Genomic DNA, 25,504 nt, shown 5'->3' with positions numbered 1-25,504 from the left:
TCAGTAGGCCGTCACACCTTCCGGACGAACTCCGATTTCAGGCTCATGGCGCCAAATCCGTCGATCTTGCAATCGATATCGTGATCGCCGTCGACCAGGCGGATGTTCTTCACCTTGGTACCCATCTTGATCGTGCCGGCGGATCCCTTCAGCTTGAGATCCTTGATAACGGTGACGGTATCCCCGTCCTGCAGCACGTTGCCCGCCGAATCACGATGAACCCGGACTTCCGCCTCGGCCGGCGCGGACGCCTGCGCCGACCATTCATGCGCGCATTCCGGGCAGATAAAGAGGCCGCCATCCTCGTAGGTGTACTCGGAATGACAGTTCGGGCAGGCGGGCAATGCGCTCATGGGGAGTCCTGAATGGCGTGACAAAGGCGGGAAGTATACTGCGCCGCCCAACCTCCCTCCCGGCCAGCGCTCTCCGAACGGGAGTACCCATGATGGCTACCGTCCGATGCAACACGGATCACCGTATCGGACGTATATTGCCGGCACCCGCAACGTCTCTGTCCCGTTCACTCGCGGGGCCCGTCAGCCGCGCTCTCTCACAAGATGAAGACCACCCGCATCGACGCGACCACTTTGTTCCTGCTGACATTCCCGCCGCTGGCATGGGCCGGAAATGCCATCGTCGGACGCCTCGCCGCGGGCACCGTGCCACCGATCACGCTGAATCTTGTGCGCTGGATCATCGCGGCATTGCTGCTGGCCCCCTACGCGTGGCGGGGCGTCATGACGCATCGCGCCGCGCTGCGACAGCATCTCGCCATGCTCGCCACCATGGGCCTGCTGTCGATCGCCAGCTATAACGCGTTCCAGTATCTGGCGCTCACCACCTCCACGCCGATCAACGTCACCCTGATCGGCGCATCCACCCCGCTCTTCCTGCTGCTGATCGGCGCCTGCTTTTTCCATGAGCGGTTCCGCCCGTGGCAGGTGGCCGGCGCCCTGCTCTGCCTGCTGGGCGTATCGTTCGTGCTGATGCGCGGCGAGCCCGAGCGGCTGGCCCATCTCGAATTCGTGCCCGGCGATCTGTACATGATCGCCGCGACGATCACCTGGAGTTTCTACACCTGGCTATTGCGCAAGCACCGCCCCGACCTGCCGCTGCCGGTACTTCTGTTTGCGCAGATCGTGGCAGGCATCATCGCCAGCATTCCCGTCGCCGCGTGGGAACTCGGCCAGCTGACGGAGCCCCTGCAGTGGAGCGGCAAGGTCGCGTGGATCCTGCTGTATGTGGGCACCGTGCCGTCGCTACTGGCGTATTTCGTCTGGGATCGCGCCATCTCGCGCGCTGGGGCGCAATTGCCGGTTTTCTTCATTACCCTCACGCCACTGTTCGCGGCCGCGCTTTCCACCGTTCTGCTGGGCGAGTCGCCGCATTGGTATCACGGGATGGGGCTTGTTTGTATCGGGGCGGGGATCTGGTTGGCGCAGCGGCGGTAGGGGATTGGGAGCGCCACCACTGGTCGGTCATTCCCGCATGTCGCCTACGCCGACACTAACCGCGGATTGCCGCTCCGCCGCCAACTCTCCGCCTGCCGCTCCAGATGCACGCGGATGAAATCCATCAGCGTGCGGGTCGCCAGCGTCGGATAGCGATTCGATGCCGTCAGCATGTAAACGCTATCCCCCACGCCTTCGGCCTCGCATTCGGCGAGCACCTCGCGGACCTGCCCTGTCTGGAGTTGCCGCCAGACGGCATAGCGCGGCAGCAGTGCCACGCCAAGGCCTCCAATCATCGATTCCAGCAGAAACGGATAGTCGCCAGACTGGATACGTGGTGACACGCGCAAGGTCGTCGGGGTGCCTGCCATCCACACCTTGAGCGTGAAGCGCCGGCCCAGCGATGCGGGCGCGATCATGTCGCAACTCTCCAGATCAGCCACGCTCAGGATCGGGCCACGACTGTCCAGGAAAGACGGCGTCGCGCACAGGCACCAGCCAACGTCGCAAATGCGTCGCGCCACGTGGTCATCTGGCGGTTGGGACGTGATTTTCAGCGCCATGTCGACCTCCGCGGAAATCAGGTCGCCGATGTTGTCGTTGATGACCACGCGCAGCGAAATCTGCGGATAGATGCGGGCGAACTCCAACAGCAGCGGCGTCAGGTAGAGATGGCCGAGCCCGGTCGGCAGGCGGATGCGCACGTCGCCACGCACCACTGTGCCGAGGCTGTCGATCGCGGTCTTGGCCGATTGCAGTTCGTCGAGCATCCGCAGCGCGTGGGCGTAGAGCAGTTGCCCGGCCTCCGTCAGTTCGACGTGCCGGGTTGTCCTCCGCATCAACTGAGCGCCAAGGTGCTGTTCGAGCACCTTCAGACGGCGGGACACATTGGAGCGGGTCATGCCACTGCGCTCGGCGGCCGCCGTCAACGTGCGCGATTCCACCATCGTCACGAACAGCCGTACTAGGTTGAGGTCCAAGCTATTGTCAATCATGAGTCAACACCACTGGCACAAAACGATGGATTGTCACGGCGGAGGCGTAACCCTAGCATAGGCATCGCGCTAAATCATGCCGAACCGCCCATGTCGAATGCCCTTGCCCCCACCCATCCAGCCGATGACGGCCTGCCCGACCTGCCCGGCGTGCTCGATCTGCCTGACCTACCTTTTGCCGGCCTGCGTGTGCTGGACATCAGCCAGGGCATCGCCGGCCCGTACTGCGCGCATATCCTCTGGCAGCAGGGCGCGGAGATCATCAAGGTCGAGCCGCCGTCCGGAGACTGGGGGCGCAAGGTCGGGGTCGTGCGCGGTGATACGAGCGCGCTGAGCATTGCGTACAACGGCGGCAAACGCAGCATCTGCGTGGACGCCACGGTCGAAGCTGGCAGGGATGTCCTGCGCCAGCTGGCACTGCAGGCCGACGTGGTAGTACAGAACTTCCGCCCGCAGGTGGCAGATCGGCTTGGCGTGGGCCATGCCGCGCTGGCGGCGCTGCGCCCCGAGCTGGTCTATGTCTCGATCAGCGGCTACGGCCCGGATGGCCCCTACGCCGACTACCCGGCATCGGACTCGGTGATGCAGGCCGACAGCGGGTTGATGTTCGCGAACCGTGGCGTCGACGGAACGCCCCGCCGCATCGGCATGTTGCTGGCGGACGCCGCCACCGGCCTCTACGCGGCCCAGGCCTGCGCCGCCGCCTTGTGCCGGCGGTACCGCACCGGGCGCGGCGGCCATGTCGAACTGAATCTGTTTGACGCCTGCTGCGCGCTGCAGGCCAACAATCTCCTCGAGCACGCCATCGCGGGCCAGGCCGTTGCCGGCCCGGTCAGCGCGCCCAACGGGGTCTTTGCCACCAGTGACGGCAGTGTGACGCTGCTGGCCCTGAACGATGCGCAGTTCGCCAAACTCTGTCACGCCCTTGACCGCGACGATTGGCTGGCTGACCCGCGCTTCGTCAACAACGCCAGTCGCATGGAACACGCGGCGCTGCTGAACCGGCAGGTCGGAGAAATCATCGTCACCCGCACGACCAGTGCGTGGCAGGAGCAGTTGAGCCGCCACGACGTGCTTCACGCCCCGGTCCGCAGCTATGCCGACGTGCTGCAGCACCCGCAGGCGGCGCACCGCCAGACATTCCAATCGATCGAGCAACCAGGGCTGGGCGCTCTGCCCTTCGCCGGGATCCCGGCCCGGGACATGCGGCGGCCCGCCGGGCCAGCCCCCGAGAATGGCGAACACACCGTGCAGTTGCTGCAGGAGGCCGGTTTCGGCAGCCACGTCATCGACGAATGGTTGCGGCTAGGCGTGGTGCGACAGGCAACGGTCACGTCGGCGAAGGCGATTGCATGATGAAGGCGCTCGTATGCAAGCAGTTCGGCGGCGTCGAGGATGTGGAACTCGCGACCGTGCCCGAGCCCACCTTGGCCGACCCCCATGCGGTCACGATCGAAGTGGAGTTCGCCAGCGTCAGCCATGCCACCGGCCTGATGATCGCCGGCCAGTATCAGCGCCGCCCCCCGCTGCCATTCGTGCCCGGCACGGAAGCGGTGGGACGCGTGGTGGCCTGCGGCAAGGCCGTCACGCGACTGCGCCCAGGTGACCGGGTCGTAGCCATCGCCGACTGGGGCTGCTACGCGGAGCGATTCACGGTGCCTGAGTACACCGTCTACCCTGTCCCCGACTCGCTGCCGCCGAAGGTCGCGCTGCCGATCCCGCTCTCGTACGGCACCGCCTATTGCGGCCTGGTCTGGCGTTGCGCGCTGACGCCGCAGGACACCATGCTGGTGCTCGGCGCTGGCGCTGGCGTCGGACTCGCGGCGGTGGAGATTGGGCGGCAACTTGGCGCGACCGTGATTGCCTGCGCCAGCACCGAGGCAAAACGCGCCGACGCGCTGCGCCGCGGGGCCACGCACGCGGTTGCGCCCCAGGACCTCGCCGCTCAAGTCAAGGCACTCACCGGTGGCCGTGGCGCGGATGTGGTGGTGGACCCGGTCGGCGGCGACCTGTTCGCCCAGGCGCTGCGCGCGGCTGCGCCGAACGCGCGCATTCTCAGCATCGGCTTTGCCAGCGGGTCCATCCCGCAGGCGCCGGTCAACCTGCTGCTGGTCAAGAACCTGACACTGCACGGCTTCTTCTTCGGCCAATACATCGGCTGGACGCCGTCCGACGAGCGCGCCAAGCACGCCCCGGCGTTGCAGCAGGTCATGTCCACCCTGTTTCAGTGGGCTGCGGAAGGGAAGCTGGAGCCGACCGTGTCCGCTGTCTATCCGATCACCGGCCTGGGGGATGCCCTCGCCGCGCTGGAATCCCGCAAGGTTGTTGGCAAGGTGGCAATAAAAATCAAGGAGACAGAGACATGAATCATCCATCTACAAAGAAGCCGGCATGGTCACGGCTGCATGTTGCGCTGGCAATCGTGGCAACGGCCATCGCCATGCTGCCCGTCGGTGCGTCCGCGCAGACGTTTCCACAACATCCGGTACGCATGGTCTTGCCCTACCCTGCCGGCGGACCGACCGACCTGCTCGCGCGCGTGGTCGCCGTCAAGATGGGCGAGAGCATGGGCCAGAGCGTTGTCGTCGACAACAAGCCAGGGGCCAGCGGCATGATCGGCGCGGAGGCGGTCGCACGCGCCACGCCCGATGGCTACACGATCCTGGCCAATGCCTCGCTGCACGTGATCAACCCGAGCATCTACTCCAAGATGCGCTACGACGCATTCAAGGACTTCGTTCCGATCACGCAACTGGCCGAGGTGCCGCTGGTACTGGTGGTCAACAACGATTCGCCGGTCAGGACCGTGCAGGACCTGATCGCGTACGCCAAGCGCCAGGGTGGCGCGCTCAATTTCGGCTCGGCCGGTAATGCATCGGCACAGCAACTGGCTGGCGAATCGTTCAAGCTGGCGGCCAAGGTGCCGATGCAGCATGTGCCGTACAAAGGCAGCGCGCCGGCATTGACCGACCTGATGGGCGGACAGATCCAGTTGATGTTCGATTCGATGCCGTCGGCCATGCCGTTCATCAAGTCGGGCAAGCTGCGTGCCGTGGCGGTGACCACCGCGCACCGCGCCAGCGCCCTGCCTGACGTGCCCACCGTCGCCGAATCGGGCCTGCCGGGCTTCGACATCAGCACGTGGTATGGCCTGTGGGCGCCGCGCGGCACGCCGGCTCCGATCGTCGAAAAGCTGGCCGCGAATGCCGCTGCCGCGCTGAAGCGCCCTGACGTGCGCCAGCAGTACGCCGACATGGGCGCCGAACCCGTCGGGTCCTCGCCGGCGGATTTCGCGCGGTACAACGTCTCCGAGGGCAAGAAGTGGGCGGAGATCGTGCATCGCTCCGGCGCGAAGGCCGACGAATGATTCCAATCGGCATACTTCGCCGAGGCCAAAAAAATACCCGCTGCCGGGTGGAGCGGGTACTCAAAGTGGTATGGACAAGTCGCGGAATTCGTCCATGTCAGCATCGTGGCAGCGACTTTACGCGTTGCCAATAATCTTTCCGGACTACCCCAAATGCGGGGCAACGCCGGAAAGACGGCCGGGGGGTAAGCATCATGGACAAGCACGCTGGAATCGAGTCCAATCGTCCTTGTCTGTCGCCCCCCGCACTTTCTCATGTCGCAAGCCCGGCTACTGTTGATCGATGACCACACGCTGTTCCGCACCGGACTGAAGCTATTGCTGGCCGCCAGCCCGAACGTCGCGTCGATCATGGAGGCGGGGTCGGTCATGGAGGCCACCGAGGCGCATGGCGACAAGCCCGTCGATATCCTGTTGCTGGATATCCAGATGCCTGGGCTGAATGGCATCGAGGGCATCAAGGTGCTCCGTCGGCATTTCTCCCGCGCACCGATCGTGATCGTCTCCGGCACGTCTGGCATCGACGCGATCCCCGACGAAGCACGCAAGGAAGTCGCCGGTTTCCTGCCGAAATCCGCCGACCCGCGCGAGATCGAGGAAGCGATTGCCTGCTGCCTGGCGGGCGGCACGTACTTTCCGACCGAACAGCCCTGCAACCGCCTCCCCCAGAGCCGGGCCTACAGGCCCAGCCAGCTCACACCGCGCCAGCTCGAGGTCCTGAACCAGCTCAATCTGGGGCGTTCGAACAAGGTCATCGCTTATCACCTCGGTTTGTCGGAAAACACCGTACGCGTGCACGTGGCGGCGATTCTCGACCACCTCGGCGTGGTCAGCCGCGTAGAAGCCATTCTCGAAGCCCAGCGCCGCGGTCTGGTGCAGGCACAACGCTGACGCCCACGCCCGGCATGTGGCCCTCCTTGCTGCCTCACTATGACGAGCCGCGCCTGCTTGCGGCGCAGATGGAGCTGATCGACCAGAGCTTCGGCATCGCGATGCTTGGCTGCTCGCTTGCAGCCATCATCCTGGCAGTCGGCTTGACGGTCACGGGTGGACACCCCGGCGCCATGCCATGGGCCGCGTCGATGGTCGTGCTCTGCGCCATCGCCCATTTCGGCCGGCTGGCCGTGCCCGACCGTCTGACCGAGGCTCGCGCGGGACGCTATGCGCGCGCCATGACCGTCATGCTGGTGCTGATCGGCAGCCTGTGGGGACTGGTAGCCTGGCTCTACCTTGATATCCGGTCGCCCGCCGTGGTGATCTGCGTGCTGTCGCTGATTGCCGGCATGAGCGCGGCGGCGCTGGCGGTCTTCTCCACCTGCTTGCCGGTGGCCATCGGTTTCTTCATTCCCGCGATCCTGCCGGTGTGGATCGTATTCCTGCTCACGCGCGACATTGCCTACCTGCCGATGTTCTTTGGCACGCCGCTGTATCTGGTGGTGCTGCTGATCTTCGCGCGCAACTACTCGCGCGTGGCGCGTCATTCGATTGCGCTGCGTTTCGAGAATGTCGAACTGATCTCGCAGCTACGCGACCAGACCGCGCGCGCCGGTCACGCTTTGCGCGAGGCCGAGAACGCGAATCGCGCCAAGTCGGTGTTCCTGGCATCGGCCAGCCATGACCTGCGCCAGCCCCTGCATGCGCTGGGCCTGTTTCTCGTGTCGCTCGGGCGCACGCCGCTGGATACGCACCAGCGCCAGTTGCTGGACCACATCGAGGCGTCGTCCGGCGCGGCGCGGGAGATGCTCAACACGCTGCTCGATTTCTCGAAGCTCGAGGCCGGTGTGATCACCGCGCGGCCGCGCCCGTTCAGGCTCCAGCCGATGCTGCACAAGCTCGAGAACGAGTTCGCACCGCAGGCGAATGCGCGTGGACTGGTCTATCGCACCCGCGACACCACTGCCACGCTGTTCGGCGACCCGGCGCTGGTCGAACTGATCCTGCGTAACCTGATCGCCAACGCGATCCGCTACACGCACACCGGCGGCGTGCTGATCGCCTGCCGGCCCCGGCGCTTCCATGCCTCGATCGAGGTCTGGGATACCGGCATCGGTATTCCCGTCGCGCAGCACCGCGAGATCTTTCGCGAGTTCCACCAGCTCGGCAACCCGGAGCGCGACCAGCGCAAGGGGCTTGGGCTAGGCCTGGCCATTGTCGACGGGTTGGCGCGCACGATGCAGACCCGCGTAACACTGGATTCGATAGCGGAACGCGGCTCGGTATTCCGTCTGCAACTGCCACTGGCCTGGGGCGCGCCCGAGGAAGTCACGTTCCCCGGCAGCGTGATCCGCCTGGATGGTCTGCGCGTGCTTGTCATCGACGACGATCCGGCAATCCGCCAGGCAATGGCCGAACTGCTGGCGGCCTGGGATTGCGACTGCCGGCCCGCCGAATCCGAGGACGAGGCGCTGGCCCTGCTCGACACCTTCGCCCCCGACCTGATCCTGGCCGACTACCGGCTGCGCGGCCATCGCACCGGCCACGAAGCCATCGCCGCGATCCGCGAGCGCACCGGCCAGGCGCTGCCGGCCATCATCATCACCGGCGACACAGCGGCAGATCAGCTCCGCAACGTCCACGCGGGTGGCACCGCGCTGCTGCACAAGCCCGTGGTCCCGGGCGAACTCCATTCGGCCATTGGCGCCCTGCTCCGGGGCTCCGAATGGTATCGGGTCCAACAATAAGCATCAGCCATATTCATGCATTAAAAGCATGAATAGATCAGTCCTATTAATTGGACTTAGGTCTGGCGGCCCACCACACTGCAAGGCACTGCGGGCCTGATTCCCTCGGCCAACGCGCACGTCATTTCAAACCATGACTCAAGCGAGGAGCCTTCCATGACCGCCACACGCCCCGACTTGCCGAAGCACGATCTGCTGATCGACGGCAAGCGGCTGCCCCCCGGCAGCGGTGAGTATTCCACCGACATCAACCCCGCCACCGAGGAACCCATCGCGCTGGTGGCGCAAGGCAGCGCCGCTGACGTCGACACCGCCGTGCAGGCCGCCCGCGCGGCACTCAAGGGCTGGGCGGGCATGCGCGCCGCCGATCGCGGCCGCATCCTCAACCGGTTCGCCGACCTGCTGGAAGCCCATGCCGAGGAACTGATCACGCTGGAGAGCCTGGATGCCGGCAAGCCGCTGGCGGCCGTCCGTCGGCAGGATCTGCCCGCGGTTATCGACACCGTGCGGTACTACGCGGGCTGGTGCGACAAGATCCACGGCGCGGTGATTCCAACGCGGCCGGACGCGCTGACCTACACGGTGCGCGAGCCTGTCGGCGTCGTCGCCGCCATCATCCCGTGGAATTTCCCGCTGATGATCGGCATGTGGAAGATCGCACCCGCCCTGGCCTGCGGTTGCACGCTGATCGTGAAGCCCGCCGAGATTACGCCACTGACGGCCCTGCGCGTGGCCGAACTGGCGCTGGAGGCCGGCGTGCCGCCGGGCGTCTTCAACGTCGTCACCGGCAAGGGCAGCGTGGTGGGCAATGCGCTGGTTGCGCACCCGGGAATCGACAAGGTGACGTTCACGGGATCGCCCGGGGTCGGGCGCGGGATCATGCAGGGCGCGGCCGCCAACTTCAAGCGCGTCACGCTGGAACTGGGCGGGAAGTCCGCCAACGTGATCTTTGCCGATGCCGACATCGATGCGGCCACGCGTGCCGCGGCATCCGGAATCTTCTTCAACTCGGGGCAGGTCTGCTCGGCCGGGTCACGCATCCTGGCGCAGCGCAAGGTGTACGACGAAGTGGTGGAAAGGCTGACTGCCCGCGCCCGCGCGATACGGGTCGGCGATCCGGCCTCGCCGGACACGACGATGGGCCCCGTCGTCTCGGCGGCGCAGATGAAGACCGTGCTCGACTATGTGGAAATCGGCAAGCGAGAAGGCGCCAGCGCGGTGACCGGCGGCGCGCGCATCGGCCAGCGCGGCTTCTTCGTCGAGCCAACCGTGTTCGCGAACGTCGAGCACGAAATGCGGATCTCGCAGGAAGAGATCTTTGGCCCGGTGGCCAGCGTGATTCCATTCGAAGACGACGCCGATGCCGTGCGCATCGCCAATGGCACCGCGTTCAGCCTGGCCGCTGGGGTATGGAGCGCGGACATCGCGCGCGTGCACAAGGTAGCCGGGGAATTGCGGGCGGGCACGGTGTGGATCAACACGTACGGCTATACCGACGTGCGTCTGCCCTGGGGCGGCGCCGGCGACTCCGGACTCGGCCGCGAGCACGGTGACGCCGCCATCGAGAACTTCACCGAACCGAAGGCAATCTGGCTTTCGCTGCGATAAGACGAGCGCTGACACAGCAGCGCACGCCGCAGTAGCGCACAAGTAGCGCGTGCGCATGACGCATCCCCGCCCGATTCACATGGGCGGGGTTTTTGTCGCAGATACGCGGCTGTCAGCCAATCATCCGCATTGGCAACAGCGAGTAGACGACCGTGAGCACGCCGACCACCGCCGGCGAAACATACTTCAGCGCGATGCTCTGCGACTGCACGCCAAGATAGGCGTACATGCAGATCAGCAGCATGGCGCAAACGAAGACGAGGCCGTCATAGACTTGCATGGATGTCTCCCAGAGTTCGTTCTTCGACTACTTCTGTGAAGGCGGGCCTGCACGTGGGGGGGAGCCCGTCTCTACTGCCCAACGCAATCTATTAAGGCCATGGTCGCGCTTGTCGCCCTGGGGCGACAATCATGGTAATCCCTTCGTTTCTGGCATTTTTCGATGTTGCGGCGCGGCACTTCGTGGCGCCGGAATCACCGCTTTCCGCGTCGGGAAAAGTCAAGGAGGCATTGTGCGGGCGCGCAGCGGCGACAGCTCGCCCGGTGTGGCGTGATCGATATCAAACAGCACCCGTCGCGACATGCCTAGAATCAAACATAGCCTTGCCCATCCATTGATCCATCGCAGGAGAGTTGCCAATGTTTCCGGAATATCGCGAACAGATTTCCATGCTCAAGGTGCATGACGCCCATTTCGCCCGGCTGTTCGACATGCACAACGATCTGGACCAGAAGATCCTGAACATGGAGGCGGGTCTGGACCCCGCCACACCGCTGGAGATCGAGAGGCTGAAGAAGGAAAAACTGCGGATCAAGGACGAGCTCTACGCGATTCTGCGCAAGACGCGCCCTTGATATTGATCTGACACGTCGGATCCAGGAACCATAAAGAACAAAGCGGGAAGGCAGCATCTACCTTCCCGCTTTTACGTTCCCGGCCAGCCGCTCAACGGCCGTTCATCAACGCTGGCCGAAGTGCGCGTCCCTGAACAGCTTTTCCAGCCCGCGCGGCTGCGAGCGCCAATACTGCTTCGGCGCATTGACGCTGGCGCCAAGCTTGGCCGCCGCGTGCCACGGCCAGCGCGGGTCGTACAGCATCGCGCGGGCGATCGAGATAATGTCCGCCTCATTGTTGGCGATGATCGCTTCGGCCTGTTCGGCCTCGGTGATCAGCCCGACCGCCATCGTCGGCAACCCCACCTCCGCCTTGACGCGTTGCGCGTAAGGCACCTGGTATCCCGGGCCAATCTTGATGGCCTGCTGCGGCGACACGCCGCCCGTGCTCACATGCACCGCCGCACTGCCACGCGCCTTCAGTTCATGCGATAGCGCGATCGTCCCCTCGATGTCCCATCCGTTCGGCACCCAGTCGGTGGCGGAGACGCGCATCCAGACCGGACGTTCGGCCGGGAACGCCTCTCGCACGGCTTCGAACACTTCCAGCGGGAAGCGCATCCGGTTCTCGAGGCTGCCACCGTATTCGTCCGTACGGTGATTGGCGATGGGCGAAAGAAACTGGTGCAGCAGATAGCCGTGAGCGCCATGCACTTCGATGCCTTCGATACCCAGGCGAGCCGCACGCTTGGCAGCCGCGACGAAGTCGTCGCGAATCTTCTTCATACCAGCCTTGTCGAGCGCGGCCGGCGGGACTTCTCCCGCCGCATGCGGCACTGCCGATGGCGCGAAGGTCTGCCAGCCTCGCGGCTGGTCGGGCCGAATCTGGCCACCACCGTCCCACGGCGCTTCGCTCGATGCCTTGCGGCCAGCATGGGCAAGCTGGATGGTCACCGCGATGGGCGAATGGTTGCGCACGGCGTCTAGCACACGGCCCAGCGCAGCTTCGTTGGCATCGTTGTACAGGCCAAGGTCGGCCGGCGTGATGCGGCCTTCAGGCGAAACCGCGGTGGCTTCGATGATAAGCAGGCCCGCTCCGGACAGCGCCATCTGGCCCAGGTGAATCATGTGCCAGTCGGTGGCATTGCCTTCCTGTGCCGAGTACTGGCACATCGGCGCGATGGCGATGCGGTTGGCAAGCTCGAGATTGCCGATCCGGTACGGATCGAAGAGATGAGGCATGAGGGCCATCCTTGCGGGGTGTTCTGGTCCGGGCGATTGTAGTCGCCACTGAAAAACCCTGCTGACCCTGCCGGCGGCATGGGATACGGCCCTGGCCGCCCCCATATCACCTTATGCCGCCGGCATACGGCTACGTCACCGAGCTACGTCACTGGCTCAGCTTGGTGACGCTCAGTTGCGGATCCGCCGCGATGGCCTGCTCCGAGAACGGCAGCGAAATCCAGCGCTTGGCCGAGAACTGCCGCATCTGGTCCCAGGCATGGGGCGAAGCTGGGTCGATCGACTGGCCGTAGACCAGCAGCGCCTGCGCCACCGGCCCATTGGCATCGAAACCCACGGTCTGCACATAGCTCGTGCCGAAGTACACCTTCAGACCGTCGGCCGACACCGGCTGGCTCTGGAGCTTGTTCAGCACGCCCTCGTACTCCTCCCCACCGTGCAGCGGAATCAGACCGTTGGGCGACTTCGCGGCCTGCACCTCGCCAAGCGGGGCATCCAGCGCGAAGCCCGCCTTGCGCATGGCCCCCACGGCATCCTTGAGCGCCTTCAGCACGGCCGTGTTCACCGTGGCGTCCTGCATGCGCAGGCCACGCGGCGTATTGACCGGATCGGCAGGATTGAAGGCGATGGCATACACGTTCGGAATGACGTGCGCGCGCATCCAGAACTCGCGGAACAGCGGCGCGGCCCGGCTTTCCAGATTGCTGCGGCGATCCCACTTGCCCAGCGCCGTGCACCCGTCACGCAGATCGCTGTCGCCCTGAACAGCCTTGGTGCGGCAGGCCCGCAACAGGTCGTCCAGCACAAGCTCTGCAGCCAGATTGCGATCTCGGAACAGCACCGTCTGCAGGTTCTGGATGTCGAATCGGTTGCCCGGCAGGCCGTCCACACCGTTCAGGCGCTTGCCGATCTCCATCAAGCCAACACGCGTGCGCAAGCGCTGCGGCACCGCCTGCGGCCCGAGCACTGGCGAGAAGCCCTCCATCTTCTGCGCGGGATTCGCCAGCCACGAGCTGTCATTGCTGTTGGCCACAAAGTCGTCGCGTTCCAGCACCGGCATGGCCGATGGCGGGACCAGACCTGGCACCGGTGACGCCGGGTCGACGGTCCAGTTGCAGGCACCACGCGAGCCGTCGAGCAGCACCATGCCCGTGCCGGCCATCAGCTTCTTCGCCAGCACGGCACCGTCTCCGGCCGGCGCGCAGCTTTCCAGCATCGAGGTCGAGACATTGGGGGTAACCGAGACATCGGCAAACATCGCGCGGCCCGAACGGTCGGTGGCAATCGTGTTGACCCACGGAATGCCCAGGTTGCCGATCGCGGTGCGGATCTCGCCCACGTTATGCGCCCGCGCGATATCGAGCCACGTGTCGATCGAGCGCGTGTTGTTCTGGTTGGCGTCCCGCAGCGTGTAAGCCTTCTGCGCCGTCCACGGCAGCCCTGCCTGCGGCATGGCCACGACCGGACCGTACTCGGTCATGTAGAACGTATGCGAACGCTGCTCGGTACGGCCATCAGCCAGCTTTGCCGCATAGCTGACCGTCTTGGTGGTCATCTTGCGCGGCTTGCCGTCGATCAGATAGGTGGTCGGATCTCCATCGGCCAGCTTCAGCTCGAACAGCGTGAAGCGGCGCGCTGTGGAAACGGTATGCGTCCAGGCCACGTCCTTGTTGAAGCCGATGCTGATGATCGGGAACGAGGCAATCGACGCGCCCATGACGTCGAGCTTGCCCGGCACCGTCAGGTGCGCCTGATAGAAGCGGTTGGTGGTCGTCCAGGGGAAGTGCGGGTTGCCGAGCAGCAGGCCGGAGCCATCTGCCGTGGCAGCCTTGCCAAACGCCCAGCCATTGCTGCCGATCGGCGGATCGAGCAGTTGCAGGTCGCGGTTCACCGCCTCGAAATCGATCGCGGCGATATCGACACGTGCGGTCAACGCGGTGGACTTGGCGGCGGACTTGGTGACCTGTGGCGGCGCTGCCGCGACGATGCCGGCCGCGAGCGCGCCGGCGCTGGCCTGGATACTCTTTTCCTCGGCAAGCCGCGCCATGTCGAGTGCCGTGATCGGGCGCACCCACGCCGCATCGCGGCAGGCCGCCGGACGCTGCGAAGGCGGCGTATCGCGCAGGTAGCGGTTGTAGCCGGCGATATAGCCACGCAGCAGTTCATGCGCTTCGGGCGATTGCTTTGTCGCGCTGACCTGCAAGGCATCGTCGTCGAGAATGGCGCGGAAGAACGCATCGGCGTCCGCATTGCGCATCGGCTTGAAGGACACCTCGGTGGTGCCGTCCGGCCCGAACGTCGCCGAGCGCTCGCCGCTGACCGTCACCACCTGGCTGGCCATCAGGCAGACGTTGTCCTGCGCATAGGCGTACGCCATGCCGAAGGCGACGCTGGCGTAGTCGTTGGCGCGGATGTGGGGAATGCCGTAGGACGTGCGGCGGATTTCGGCGCTGAGGCCCTGCTCGCTCCAGTTACCGTTGCCAGTGGCGCAACCGCTCAAGGCCGCAGCCGCCAGCGTGGCCGTGCCGAGCACGACCGCGCCGCGCGCAATGCGTGGGGTCATCTGTCTCTCTCCTGTTTGCTTTGTTGTTGTCGTGGCTGCGGCGGGCAATCTCGCGCACCGCGAGCCATCGGCAATGGTCAGGCAAACCGGGGGGTGACAGATAGAGCCTATCCCGCCAGATGGCGTGCCGATACCGCCACACCATTACCGCCACCATGAGCGGTCTGACGACACGCGCGGGAGAAAGGCGATCAGAACTTGGGAATGCGGAGGGTCTTCGAGATCATCAGCGAGCCCGACAGCACGAATAGCAGCGCCATCGGATGCAGCGTGCCGGGGCCAATCTCCCACGCGCCACCGAACAGCGCATCGCCGATCCCGCCCTGGGATGCGCACCAGGCCAGCACGCCAGTCAGCACGACACTGGTCGGAATCGGTGTGCCCTCGAAGTATTTGACCTTGCCGGTGCCCTCGGCCATCGACTCGGCGGTGACATTGAATCGGGCAAGACGGCTCACGCCGCAGCAGACGAAGTAGATCAGCGCCACCAGATCCCAGCCGCCGCGCATGCCGGCCGCAAACGCCAGCGTGGCCGGGCCGACGCCGAACGAGATGATGTCGGAGAGCGAGTCGAGCTCCCGGCCGAGCGCCGAATGCGCGTGGCGCCAGCGGGCAATGCGTCCGTCGAGCACATCGAAGATGAACGCGGCAGGCGCCAGCGCCGCCGCGATATAGAAGGTCCGGAGCGAAGGCTCCGCCACGAAGAACATGGCGAAGAACACCGAACCCATGCCGCACGCCGCGTTGGCCAGCGTGAAGAAATCGGCCAGTTGCAGATCGCGCAGCATCGAGAAATGCCGGGGGCGCGGTTGAGGCGTCGACATGGAATCGGTCCGGTTGAAGCAGTGATCAGATGACGGTATTAACGTGATGCACCTGCGGCGGCGCGACGAAGCAGTCCCCCACGAGCTTGCGCCAGGCCTGGAAGTCGTCCGACTCACGGAAATGGACCATATGGTCTTCCACGGTCTCCCATGCCACCACCAGCGTGTAGCGCGACGGCTCCTCGATCGAACGCTGCAGGTTCAGGCCGTGGCAGCCGCGGGCGCGCAGGAACAGCGGCTTGGCTTGCGCCACGCCGGCCTCGAACTGGGCTTCCATGCCGGGCTTGATGGTGATCTGGGCGATTTCGTGAATCATGATGGGTCTCTCTTCAGGTTCTTCGTCGACGGGAGTCTGATACGGTGCGCGGCGCCGGCGTGCGCCACATGGCGTCTACCTTAGCAGATTCGCATGGCTGGCTCAGCCACTGACCTTGTGCCGGGCCAGGCCTTGCGCAAGATAAACGACCACCAGCGCATTCGCAATGGCCAGGCCGCCGTGCAGCCATGTGGGATGCCGGATCGCCTCGTAAAGCTCCACTGGAATATAGATGGCACCGGACCAGACACCGATCCAGTTACCCCACGCCAGCCCCCGCCACAGGCCATAGGCCTCGGCAAACCGCATCAGCGCGTAGACGAACGCGGACCCGCCGATGGCCCAGAGACGGCCATCGCCTGGGTTCGCCAGCAAGGACAGGAAGATGGTGGGATAGTGGCTGGCGGGATTGATGTGTATCCGCCGGATGATGGTCTCGGCGATTTCCTGCGCATCATGGTGCAGCAGCGCCATCAGGCCGACACCGGCCAGGATGACGAGCGCCCCCTTGGCGGCTTCGAACAGTGCAATACCCTTGAGCCCCAGTGGCGAGCCGGAGTGAGCCATGGCGGAATCGATGAAATGTGCGAAGCCGCCATTGTGCTGTCATCCGGGCGGCGGCGCTAGCGTCCGCCCTGCCGTTCGACCATCGGTCCGTTTGCGTTGATATTGCCGGCGGCCTCCAGGGCGCCATTCACGGTCAAGGGGCCGTTGACGTATAGGTCGCCGTGCACCGCCATTGGCCCCTGCACGGTCAGCGGACCATGGAACACCTTGAGCAAGCCCTGGGAGGAAGGGCGGCCATAGCCGCCAGGCGAGGCAAACCAGTCTGCGGTGAGCGGGCCATTGGCGAAGACGTTGCCGTCAACGCGGAGCGTGCCCATGATGGTGGCCGGCCCTTCGACCCGCGCCGATCCGCCGACGATGATCGGGCCAGTGTTCGCCGGCTGCGCGTCGGCGGGCCATGACACCGTCATGCCAAATGCAACGGCGGCAACGGCGACAACGGCGACCGCCATCGCAAGCGGATTCGTACCGCTATGTGATCTTGTTCGATGTCGCATATGGGCCCTCCAAACGAAAGCTGGCGCGACGTTTCCAGTGTAGTGCTCCGGAAACGCCACGCCAGCGTGAAATTGCCGCCAAATGTTACCTGCGGCGTACGGCTCTCAGTTCTTCGCCACATTCTCCGGCAGAGGGCCCCAACCGCCACCGAGGCTACGCACGAGCGACACCGTTGCCGCCGCCCGCAGCCCGGCCACCGCATTGGCATCGCGTTGCGATTGCAGCACCGTGCGGTCGGCGTCGATCACAGTGAGGTAGTCCACCGCGCCCGCGTCATAGCGACTGCGCGAAGTGCGCTGCGCGCGCTTCGCGCCGGCCAATGCACTGTCCAGCGCCGTGCCCTGCTGGCTCAGCCAGCGTACGTCGGCCAGGCTGTCCTCTACCTCGCGGAACGCCACCAGCACGGTCTGGCGATATCGCGCCACGCTTTCCTCGTGCGCCGCGCGCGCGCCGGCCAGGTTCGAGCTGTTGCGGCCACCGTCGAACACGGTCTGGGCAACGGTGGAACCCACCAGCGGCCCAAGCAACCATGCGCGCGACGACCACTTGAACAGGTTCGAGATATCCGACGACTCAAAGCCGAACAGTGCCGTCAGCGAGATGCGTGGGAAGAACGCCGCCTTTGCCACACCGATCCGCGCGTTGGCAGCCGCCATCTGGCGTTCCGCCGCGGCGATATCGGGGCGACGTTCGAGCAGTTCCGACGGCAAGCCGGCGGGAACCGCAACCGGCGGCGTGTCGAACGGCCGCGCCGCCAGCGCGAACTGCGACGGCGACACTCCGGTCAGGACGGCCAGCGCGTGCTCCTGGTTGGCACGACGGCGCTCGATCCCAGCCAGATCGGCGCGGGCCGTGCCAAGCTCGGCCTCGGCGCGGGCCGGATCGAGATCGGTGGTTTCGCCCGCCTCGTAGCGCTTGCGCAGCAGCGTCAGCGCGTCCTCGCGCAGCTTGATCGTCGCGTTGAGCAGATCCCGGTCGCTATCGAGCGTGCGCAGCGCGAAGTACGCCTGCGCCGTATCGGCCTGCAGCGCGAGCTGCACCGAGCGATACAGGTCTTCGGCGCCCTGCTCGTCGGCGCGTGCTGCATTGACGCTGTTGGCCACGCGGCCGAAGAGATCAAGCTCGTAGTTGGCGATCAGACGCGCCTGGTACACGGTCTGCGGCGGCACCCGCGTGCCATCGGGCAAGCCTTGCGAGGCTGCCGAAAGCTGCGCGCGCGTCGGGCTGAACCCCGCGCTCAATTGCGGGTACAGGTCCGCCTCGGTCGCCCCCGTGAAGGCACGCGCCTGCTTCAGGCGCGCCGCAGCCGCAGCGAGGTCCTGGTTATAGGTGTTGGCCGCGTCGATCAGGCGATCGAGATCGGCGTCGCCGAAGACCTTCCACCATTCACCGCGATGCTGGCCCTCGGCCGGTGTCGCTGTCTTCCATTGCGCGCCTTCCGCAGCGGCGGCTTCGGCTTCCTTGAACGTCGATGCGGTGGGCGTCTCGGGCACCTTGTAAGTCGGCGCCAGCGAGCAGCCCGCCAGCACCAGCGCGGCGGCCAGCATACCCAGCTTCGGCAAGACCAGCTTCATTGCGTTATTCATTTTGTTCACCCTTATTCTGCCGATACCACCGGCTGCGACGCCGTTGCAGGCTGCTCAGCCACCTTCCGGCGCTGGCCACGCGTGGCCAGCAAACGCAGCGCCACATAGAAGACCGGCGTCAGGAACAGGCCGAAGAACGTCACCCCCAGCATCCCCGCGAACACGGCCACGCCCATCGCATGGCGCATTTCCGCGCCGGCGCCGGTGGACACCACCAGCGGCACTACACCCATGATGAAAGCGAACGACGTCATCAGGATCGGGCGCAGACGCAGGCGGCTGGCCTCGATCGCGGCCTGCACCACCGTACGGCCGTGATGCTCCAGCTCACGCGCGAACTCGACGATCAGGATCGCGTTCTTCGCGGATAGCCCCACCAGCACGATGAAACCGATCTGCGTGAAGATGTTGTTGTCGCCACGGGTCAGCCACACACCGGTCATGGCGGCCAGCAGGCTCAGCGGCACGATCAGGATCACCGCCAGCGGCAGCGTCAGGCTTTCGTACTGGGCGGCCAGCACCAGGAACACCAGCAACACGCACAGCGGGAAGATCCAGACGCCCGCATTGCCGGCCAGGATGTCCTGGTACGTCAGCTCGGTCCACTCGAAGCCGATACCCTTGGGCAGCGTCTCCGCGGCGATCCGCTCGGCGGCGGCCTGCGCCTGACCCGACGAAAAGCCAGGAGCCGGACCACCATTCATATCGGCAGCCGTGAAGCCGTTGTAGCGGATCACACTGTCGGGGCCGAAGCTCTGCTTGACCTGCACCAGCGACGACAGCGGCACCATCTCGCCACTCACGTTGCGCGTCTTCAGTTGCAGGATGTCCTCTGCATGCTGGCGGAACTGCGCATCGGCCTGCACCTTGACCTGGTACGTGCGACCAAACTTGTTGAAGTCGTTGACGTACGCCGAGCCGAGGTAGGTCTGGAGCGTGTCGAAGACGTCGGTCACGGGCACGCCGAGTTGCTTGGCCTTGGTGCGGTCCAGTTTCACGTCGAGCTGCGGCACGTTCACCTGATAGTTGCTGAAGATGCCGGCCAGTTCGGGCGTGGCGCGCGCCTTGGTCATGAACGCGTTGGTCGCATTGAACAGTTCGTCATAGCCCAGCGCGGCGCGGTCTTCGATCATCATCTTGAAACCGCCGATCGTACCCAGGCCCTGCACCGGCGGGGGCGGGAACACCGCGATGAAGGCGTCCTGGATCGAGCCGTACTGCTTGTTCAGATCGGCCGCGATCGCATTGCCAGACAGCTCCTTGCTCTTGCGCTTGTCGAACGGATCGAGCGTGACGAACACGATGCCGGCGCTCGGGCTGTTGGTGAAGCCGTTGATCGACAGGCCCGGGAATGCCACCGCCGACTCCACGCCCGGATGCTTGAGCGCGATATCCGACATGCGGCGGATCACGTCTTCCGTGCGATCCAGCGTCGCGCCGTCAGGCAGCTTGGCGAAGCTCACCAGGTACTGCTTGTCCTGCGCCGGCACGAAGCCCTTCGGCACCATCTGGAACACGCCCCAGGTTGCCACCAGCATCAGCGCGTACACGCCGAACACCGAGCCCTTGCGACGAATCACACCCTTCACGCCCCGGCCATAGTTGTCCGAGCTGCGGCGGAAGAACTGGTTGAAGCGGACGAAGAACTTGCCGAGCACCTTGTCCATGGCGCGCGTCAGCCAATCCTTCGGCGCGTCGTGGCTCTTGAGCAGCAGCGCGGACAGCGCGGGCGAAAGCGTCAGCGAGTTGAACGCCGAGATGATCGTCGAGATCGAGATCGTCAGCGCGAACTGCTTGTAGAACTGCCCGGTCAGGCCAGTCATGAATGCCAGCGGCACGAACACGGCGATCAGCGTCAGCGCGATGGCGATGATCGGGCCGCTTACCTCGCGCATGGCCTTGTACGTGGCTTCCTTCGGCGACAACCCTTCCTCGATATTCCGCTCGACGTTCTCCACCACCACGATCGCATCGTCCACCACGATACCGATTGCCAACACCAGACCGAACAGGCTCAGCGCGTTGATCGAGAACCCGAACGCGTGCATCAGCCCGAACGTGCCGACGATCGACACCGGCACGGCCAGCAGCGGAATGATCGACGCGCGCCAGGTCTGCAGGAACAGGATCACCACCAGCACCACCAGCGCGATGGCCTCGAACAGCGTGTGCGTCACCGCCTCGATACTGTGGCGCACGAACTGGGTCGGGTCATAGACGATGCTGTAGTCCACGCCCTCCGGCATGTTCGCCTTCAGCTCGGCCATCGTCTTGCGCACATCGTCCGAGATCTGGATCGCGTTCGACCCCGGCGCCTGGAAGATCGGCAGCGCCACGGCGGACTTGTTGTCGAGCAGCGAACGCAGTGCGTACTCGGAGGCACCCAGCTCTACGCGGGCGATGTCCTTGAGGTACGTCACCGCGCCGTCCGGCGAGGTGTTGACGATGATGTCGCCAAACTCTTCCACCGTCTGCAGACGGCCCTGCGCGTTGACCGACAGTTGCAGATCGGTGCCCGGCAGCGAGGGCGACTGTCCGATCACGCCGGCTGCCACCTGCACGTTCTGCTCGCGGATGGCCTTGACCACGTCCGAGGCCGCCAGATGGCGCTCGGCGATCTTGTCGGGGTTCAACCACACACGCATCGAGTAGTCGCCCGAGCCGAACATCTGCACCTGACCGACGCCCTGGATACGCGCCAGGCGGTCCTTGACGTTAATCAGCGCGTAGTTGCGCAGATACGTCATGTCATAGCGATTGTTCGGCGAGACCAGGTGCACCACCATGGTCAGGTCAGGCGAGCTCTTGACCGTGGTGATGCCCAGGCGGCGCACGTCCTCGGGCAGGCGCGGCTCGGCCTGCGAGACGCGGTTCTGCACGAGCTGCTGGGCCTTGTCCGGGTCCGTGCCCAGCTTGAAGGTCACCGTCAGCGTCAGCGTGCCGTCGCTGTTGGCCTGCGAGTTCATGTAGAGCATGTCCTCGACGCCGTTGATCTGCTCTTCCAGCGGCGTGGCCACGGTCTCGGCGATCACCTTCGGGTTGGCGCCCGGGAACTGCGCGCGCACCACCACCGACGGCGGCACCACTTCCGGGTACTCCGAGATCGGCAACTTGAACATCGATATGGCGCCGATCAGGAAGATCAGCACCGATAGCACACCCGCGAAAATGGGGCGGTCGATAAAGAATTTCGAGAGATTCATCTTGGTCTCGGCGAAAACAGCCCCCCCCTGGCGGTCCGCTCGCAAGCGGACGCCATTCGATGCCACGAAGGGGGGAAATTGTCTGTGTCTGGCTAGACTGGGTTGCTTAGCTCACGTTGGGCTTCTCGGCCTTCTCTTCCGCTGCCTGCTTGCGGTCCGGCGCGTTGCCTCGCGGTTCGAGCTCGCTGCGGAAGGCCATCGATACCGGCTTCGGCGCAACGGTGTCGCCTGGCCGCACACGCATCAGGCCATTGACGACGATGCTCTCGCCCGGCTTCAAGCCCTTGCGGATCACACGCAGCCCTTCATACGTCGGCCCGAGTTCGACTTCGCGATACGTGAGCTTGTTGGCCTGATCCACCACGAGCACGAACTTCTTGCCCTGGTCCGTGCCGATGGCGCGATCGTTGATCAGCACAGCCGGATGCGGCGTGCCGCCACCGAGCTTGATCTTCGCGTACAGGCCCGGCAGCAGGCGGCCATCTTCATTGGCGAAGATCGCCCGCACGCGGATCGTGCCGCTGCGCGTATCCAGCCGGTTGTCCACCGAGTGGATTTTGCCTTCGTGCGGGGTGTTGTCCTCGTTGGCCAGCCCCAGGAACACCGGCAGATCATTCTTGCCGCCGCTGGCGCCCGGCGCCGTGTAGCGCAGGTAGCTCTGCTCGTCGACGTCGAAGCTCGCGTACACCGGCGACACGGACACCACCGTGGTCAGCGCCGGGGACGCCGCGCCGGCGGCCACCAGGTTGCCCACCGTGATCTCTGCGCGCGACACCTTGCCCGACACCGGCGCGACGATGCGCGTGTAGCTCAGGTTCAGCTTCGCCACTTCCAGCGCCGCCTGTGCGCCGCGCACGTCGGCCGACATCTCGCTGGCGGCGTTGATCCGCTCATCGAACTCGCGGCGCGAGATCGCGTTGTCGTCCAGCAGGCGCTGGGCGCGGGCTTTCTCGGTCTGCGCAAGTGACGCGCGTACCTGCGCCGCTGCCAAGGCGGCTTCGGCACGTGCCACTTCGGCGGCATACGGACGCGGATCGATCGTGAACAACGGATCGCCCTTCTTCACGATCGAACCCTCGCGGAAGTGCACGGTTTCGATCGTGCCGGAAACACGCGGACGGATCTCCACACGGTCCACCGCTTCGATGCGGCCGGAGAATTCATCCCATTCGGTAATGGTCTTGCCGATCGCCGCGGACACTTCCACCGCCGGTGCCGGCGGCGGAGTATTGGCCTGTGCTTCCCCGCCGTGCCAGGGACGCAGAACCGAGGTTGCCACGCCGGTGCCCAGGATTGCCACGATGGCAATCGCAATCAGCGTGCGTCGAGACTGTTGATTCATTTTTCTTCACTCCGTGATTCGTCGGGTTTCTTCAACTGGAAAAGCAAAAATCGAGGCCGAACGCCGCCCGCCGAGCCGAGTGGCCCGGAAATCGGGAATACGGGGGTGTTCCCGTCCGGTCAGGACGGGATTGCTGCTGCCAGCCTCAAAGGGCGCTGGCCGTTGAATCCGATACCGTCATGCTCCCGGTATCGGCCGGTGTTCGGACCGGTTACGAGGCGTCGTCGGCCTTTGCGAAACAATCGCGCAGGAACCGCGCACCTTCTTCGACCCATGCCTGACACTTCTCATGGGACTGTTCCACCCCGTCGCCGCAGGCGCCGGGCATGATCAGGGCCCTGGCCGATATTCCGGCCTTGGCCAGCTTCGCGGCGAAGGCTTCACCTTCGGCACGCAAGGCGTCTTGTTCCGCCACCTGCACCAGCGTGGCAGGCAGGCCGGACATCCGCGATGCCAGCGCCGGCGCCGCGTACGGGTGCACGCTGTCGGCCGGTGTCGGCAGGTATTCGCGATAGTTGCAGGCCAGGCGGCGCAGCATTTCCATCGGCACCTGACGCGTCGAAGACATCGCCGACAGGCACGGGTCCGTAACGGGGCGGATCAGCCACTGGCCCGCCGGCTGCGGCAGGCCGCGATCCCGCAGCATCTGCGCCGTGGCAATCGCCAGGTTCCCGCCCGCCTCTTCGCCGACCAGCGCGAAGCGCAGCTTGTCGACCTTGAGCTTTTTCGCCTGCTTCAGTACCCACGTCACGGTGGCCACGGCGTCCTCGGGCGCAGCCGGGAACGGATTTTCGGGCGCCAGCGAGTATCCCGGCGTCACCACCACGGCCGGGACCGACTCCGCCAGATCCCGCGCCAGTTCCTTGGCTGCCTCGACGTCACCTTCGACAAAACCACCGGCATGGAGATACACCAGCCATGGCAAGGTTGCCGAGCCTGCGCTCAACGGCCAATAACCTGCGGGGTAACACACGCAGACCTTGATCTCCCGATCGCCACTGACGACCATATGCTGCACCACGTACGGTTCGCCCTGTTCTGCGGCCGGTTGCACGGCGGAACTACGGGCTGTGGTGGTCTTGGTCATGGCGTTCAGGCGACCGGCATGGGTCGTCGATACTGTGTTGCGATGCACCGAATTATGGTGATTGACGATGATGGGATAAAGCGAGCTATTGCCAACGCACTATTTCTGAGTTGGAATAATCGCTGAAGTGAAACCACATGCTTGGCAAGGTCACCCAAAATGTGATTCACTCCGGTCCTTTGGTGCCGCGCAGTTTGGGGAAACATGCGCGTCCACCACGCCCCCAGGCTCCACCCGTCCCCGCTCCGGCCTCCACTGGCGGACCGCCGGCAGCAAACCCAGGCCGCGCACTTGACATGCAGCGGACCCATTCCCGCCAGACATCCTTCTGAACGCAAGCTAGCTCGTACTTCTTTCGAAAGCTTCTCAATCATGGATCGTCTTGTTTCCATGCAGGCATTCACGCGGGTGGTGGATGTCGGCAGCTTTGCGCGTGCGGCGGAGTCATTAGACCTGCCAAAGGCCACCCTCACCCGCCTGATCCAGAATCTGGAAACCCATCTGGGCGTCAAGCTGCTGCATCGGACAACGCGCCGCATCAGCGTGACGACCGATGGCGCTGCCTATTACGAACGCTGCGTCCGTATCCTGGCCGACGTCGAGGAAGCGGAACAATCGCTTACGCGACACAACAACTCGCCGCGCGGCACGCTATGCGTCGACACCACGAGCGGGCTCGCGCAGATGGTGCTGCTGCCGCACCTGCACGACTTCTTCAAAGCCTATCCGGACCTGAAGCTCGAGCTGACCATCAATGGCAAGCCGATCGATCTGCTCAAGGAAGGCGTGGACGTGGTGCTGCGCGTGGGTGCGCTCGACGAGTCGATGGTGGCGCGACGTATCGGTCAGTTGAAGCTGGCGTTCTATGCGTCGCCGATCTATCTGCGTCGCGTTGGCACGCCGCAGAATCTGACCGAGCTGGCACAGCACAAGGCGGTCAACTTCCTGTCCAACCGCACCGGCCGTGAAATGCCCTGGCCGTTGTCGCGCGGCGGCGAACGCACCGAGGTGTTGCTGCCATCGGCCATTTCGACTAACGATGCCGATGTCTACATGGCCTGCGCGCTCGAAGGCCATGGCATCGCCCGCATCTCGCGCGCGATGGCCGAACCGTACGTCAACAGCGGCCGGTTGGTCGAGGTGATGAGCGACTGGCAGACGGATGAATTGCCGATCTCGGCGATGTACCCGCAGAACCGGCATCTGTCGGCCAAGGTGCGGGTCTTCGTGAACTGGGCGGCGGAACTGTTCTCGCGCCATCCGCATTTCGGCGCGGCCCCGCAGGCGGTGGCGGCGTAGTTGTCACCGCCTGCTTGTTCCCTCTCCCGTTAGCACGGGAG

The 25,504-nt window shown here is 65.0% G+C and carries 22 protein-coding genes; 9 read left to right on the top strand and 13 right to left on the bottom strand.

What is annotated here, in order from left to right:
* Window positions 1-11 precede the first annotated feature (11 nt).
* Entirely contained in the window at window positions 12-353 is a 342-nt protein-coding gene (locus tag K6G35_RS25160; protein WP_008641427.1) for a zinc ribbon domain-containing protein YjdM, read from the bottom strand.
* 204 nt (window positions 354-557) lie between these two features.
* On the opposite strand from K6G35_RS25160, the gene K6G35_RS25155 reads away from it, so the two are divergent.
* Entirely contained in the window at window positions 558-1,451 is an 894-nt protein-coding gene (locus tag K6G35_RS25155) for a DMT family transporter (protein ID WP_035883758.1), read from the top strand.
* Between the two features lie 44 nt (window positions 1,452-1,495).
* Here K6G35_RS25155 and K6G35_RS25150 read toward each other — a convergent pair whose 3' ends face one another.
* On the bottom strand, window positions 1,496-2,446 hold the full coding sequence (locus tag K6G35_RS25150) for a LysR family transcriptional regulator (RefSeq protein WP_035883763.1): 951 nt from the start codon (window positions 2,444-2,446) through the stop codon (window positions 1,496-1,498).
* Between the two features lie 90 nt (window positions 2,447-2,536).
* Between K6G35_RS25150 and K6G35_RS25145 the strand changes: the two genes are divergently transcribed.
* The 6 genes from K6G35_RS25145 (at window position 2,537) to K6G35_RS25120 (ending at window position 10,102) form a co-directional block, all read left to right on the top strand.
* Complete coding sequence (locus K6G35_RS25145) at window positions 2,537-3,802, top strand: CaiB/BaiF CoA transferase family protein (RefSeq protein ID WP_495676511.1); 1,266 nt, start codon at window positions 2,537-2,539, stop codon at window positions 3,800-3,802.
* Window positions 3,802-4,812: an NADPH:quinone oxidoreductase family protein gene (locus K6G35_RS25140; protein ID WP_186425929.1), complete on the top strand. Its 1,011-nt coding sequence runs from the start codon at window positions 3,802-3,804 to the stop codon at window positions 4,810-4,812. Before K6G35_RS25145 ends, K6G35_RS25140 begins: the two co-directional genes overlap by 1 nt.
* Window positions 4,809-5,813, top strand: coding sequence for a Bug family tripartite tricarboxylate transporter substrate binding protein (locus tag K6G35_RS25135; RefSeq protein WP_035883765.1), 1,005 nt, complete (start codon window positions 4,809-4,811; stop codon window positions 5,811-5,813). The genes K6G35_RS25140 and K6G35_RS25135 overlap by 4 nt, the downstream gene beginning before the upstream one ends.
* Window positions 5,814-6,068: 255 nt before the next feature.
* Entirely contained in the window at window positions 6,069-6,704 is a 636-nt protein-coding gene (locus K6G35_RS25130; protein ID WP_495676510.1) for a response regulator, read from the top strand.
* 14 nt (window positions 6,705-6,718) lie between these two features.
* Window positions 6,719-8,494 carry an ATP-binding response regulator gene (locus tag K6G35_RS25125; RefSeq protein ID WP_186425911.1) on the top strand — a complete coding sequence of 592 codons (1,776 nt, stop codon included), beginning with the start codon at window positions 6,719-6,721 and terminating at the stop codon, window positions 8,492-8,494.
* Window positions 8,495-8,650: 156 nt separating this feature from the next.
* Window positions 8,651-10,102, top strand: a complete 1,452-nt coding sequence (locus K6G35_RS25120) for an aldehyde dehydrogenase family protein (RefSeq protein WP_008641437.1) — start codon at window positions 8,651-8,653, stop codon at window positions 10,100-10,102.
* 112 nt (window positions 10,103-10,214) lie between these two features.
* Here the strand turns inward: K6G35_RS25120 and K6G35_RS25115 are convergent, their stop codons facing one another.
* On the bottom strand, window positions 10,215-10,382 hold the full coding sequence (locus tag K6G35_RS25115) for a hypothetical protein (RefSeq protein ID WP_008641438.1): 168 nt from the start codon (window positions 10,380-10,382) through the stop codon (window positions 10,215-10,217).
* 359 nt (window positions 10,383-10,741) lie between these two features.
* Between K6G35_RS25115 and K6G35_RS25110 the strand changes: the two genes are divergently transcribed.
* Entirely contained in the window at window positions 10,742-10,957 is a 216-nt protein-coding gene (locus K6G35_RS25110) for an HP1242/YdcH family protein (protein ID WP_008641439.1), read from the top strand.
* 105 nt (window positions 10,958-11,062) lie between these two features.
* Here K6G35_RS25110 and K6G35_RS25105 read toward each other — a convergent pair whose 3' ends face one another.
* The 10 genes from K6G35_RS25105 to K6G35_RS25060 form a co-directional block, all read right to left on the bottom strand.
* Window positions 11,063-12,178 (bottom strand): NADH:flavin oxidoreductase/NADH oxidase, encoded by a 1,116-nt coding sequence (locus tag K6G35_RS25105; RefSeq protein WP_035883800.1) that lies wholly within the window; start codon window positions 12,176-12,178, stop codon window positions 11,063-11,065.
* Between the two features lie 148 nt (window positions 12,179-12,326).
* Entirely contained in the window at window positions 12,327-14,741 is a 2,415-nt protein-coding gene (locus tag K6G35_RS25100; protein WP_495676509.1) for an acylase, read from the bottom strand.
* 191 nt (window positions 14,742-14,932) lie between these two features.
* Complete coding sequence (locus K6G35_RS25095) at window positions 14,933-15,565, bottom strand: CDP-alcohol phosphatidyltransferase family protein (protein ID WP_495676508.1); 633 nt, start codon at window positions 15,563-15,565, stop codon at window positions 14,933-14,935.
* A gap of 25 nt (window positions 15,566-15,590) precedes the next feature.
* Window positions 15,591-15,881 (bottom strand): antibiotic biosynthesis monooxygenase family protein, encoded by a 291-nt coding sequence (locus K6G35_RS25090; protein WP_186425907.1) that lies wholly within the window; start codon window positions 15,879-15,881, stop codon window positions 15,591-15,593.
* 102 nt (window positions 15,882-15,983) lie between these two features.
* Window positions 15,984-16,448, bottom strand: coding sequence for a DUF2127 domain-containing protein (locus K6G35_RS25085; RefSeq protein ID WP_008641447.1), 465 nt, complete (start codon window positions 16,446-16,448; stop codon window positions 15,984-15,986).
* A gap of 56 nt (window positions 16,449-16,504) precedes the next feature.
* Window positions 16,505-16,900, bottom strand: coding sequence for a hypothetical protein (locus K6G35_RS25080; RefSeq protein WP_008641448.1), 396 nt, complete (start codon window positions 16,898-16,900; stop codon window positions 16,505-16,507).
* Between the two features lie 150 nt (window positions 16,901-17,050).
* The gene (locus tag K6G35_RS25075; RefSeq protein WP_035883801.1) at window positions 17,051-18,532 is read right to left on the bottom strand and encodes an efflux transporter outer membrane subunit; all 1,482 of its coding nucleotides are present in this window, start codon (window positions 18,530-18,532) and stop codon (window positions 17,051-17,053) included.
* 11 nt (window positions 18,533-18,543) lie between these two features.
* Window positions 18,544-21,735: an efflux RND transporter permease subunit gene (locus K6G35_RS25070; RefSeq protein WP_008641450.1), complete on the bottom strand. Its 3,192-nt coding sequence runs from the start codon at window positions 21,733-21,735 to the stop codon at window positions 18,544-18,546.
* 106 nt (window positions 21,736-21,841) lie between these two features.
* The gene (locus K6G35_RS25065; RefSeq protein WP_495676507.1) at window positions 21,842-23,077 is read right to left on the bottom strand and encodes an efflux RND transporter periplasmic adaptor subunit; all 1,236 of its coding nucleotides are present in this window, start codon (window positions 23,075-23,077) and stop codon (window positions 21,842-21,844) included.
* A 211-nt stretch (window positions 23,078-23,288) separates the two neighbouring features.
* Complete coding sequence (locus tag K6G35_RS25060) at window positions 23,289-24,164, bottom strand: alpha/beta hydrolase (protein ID WP_008641455.1); 876 nt, start codon at window positions 24,162-24,164, stop codon at window positions 23,289-23,291.
* A 372-nt stretch (window positions 24,165-24,536) separates the two neighbouring features.
* On the opposite strand from K6G35_RS25060, the gene K6G35_RS25055 reads away from it, so the two are divergent.
* Window positions 24,537-25,463 carry a LysR family transcriptional regulator gene (locus tag K6G35_RS25055; RefSeq protein WP_008641456.1) on the top strand — a complete coding sequence of 309 codons (927 nt, stop codon included), beginning with the start codon at window positions 24,537-24,539 and terminating at the stop codon, window positions 25,461-25,463.
* Window positions 25,464-25,504: the final 41 nt, after the last annotated feature.

The sequence above is a fragment of the Cupriavidus sp. HY129 genome (assembly GCF_059492215.1).
The sequence above is the reverse complement of the archived record's forward strand: the minus strand, read 5'-3'. Positions and strand labels throughout refer to the sequence as shown.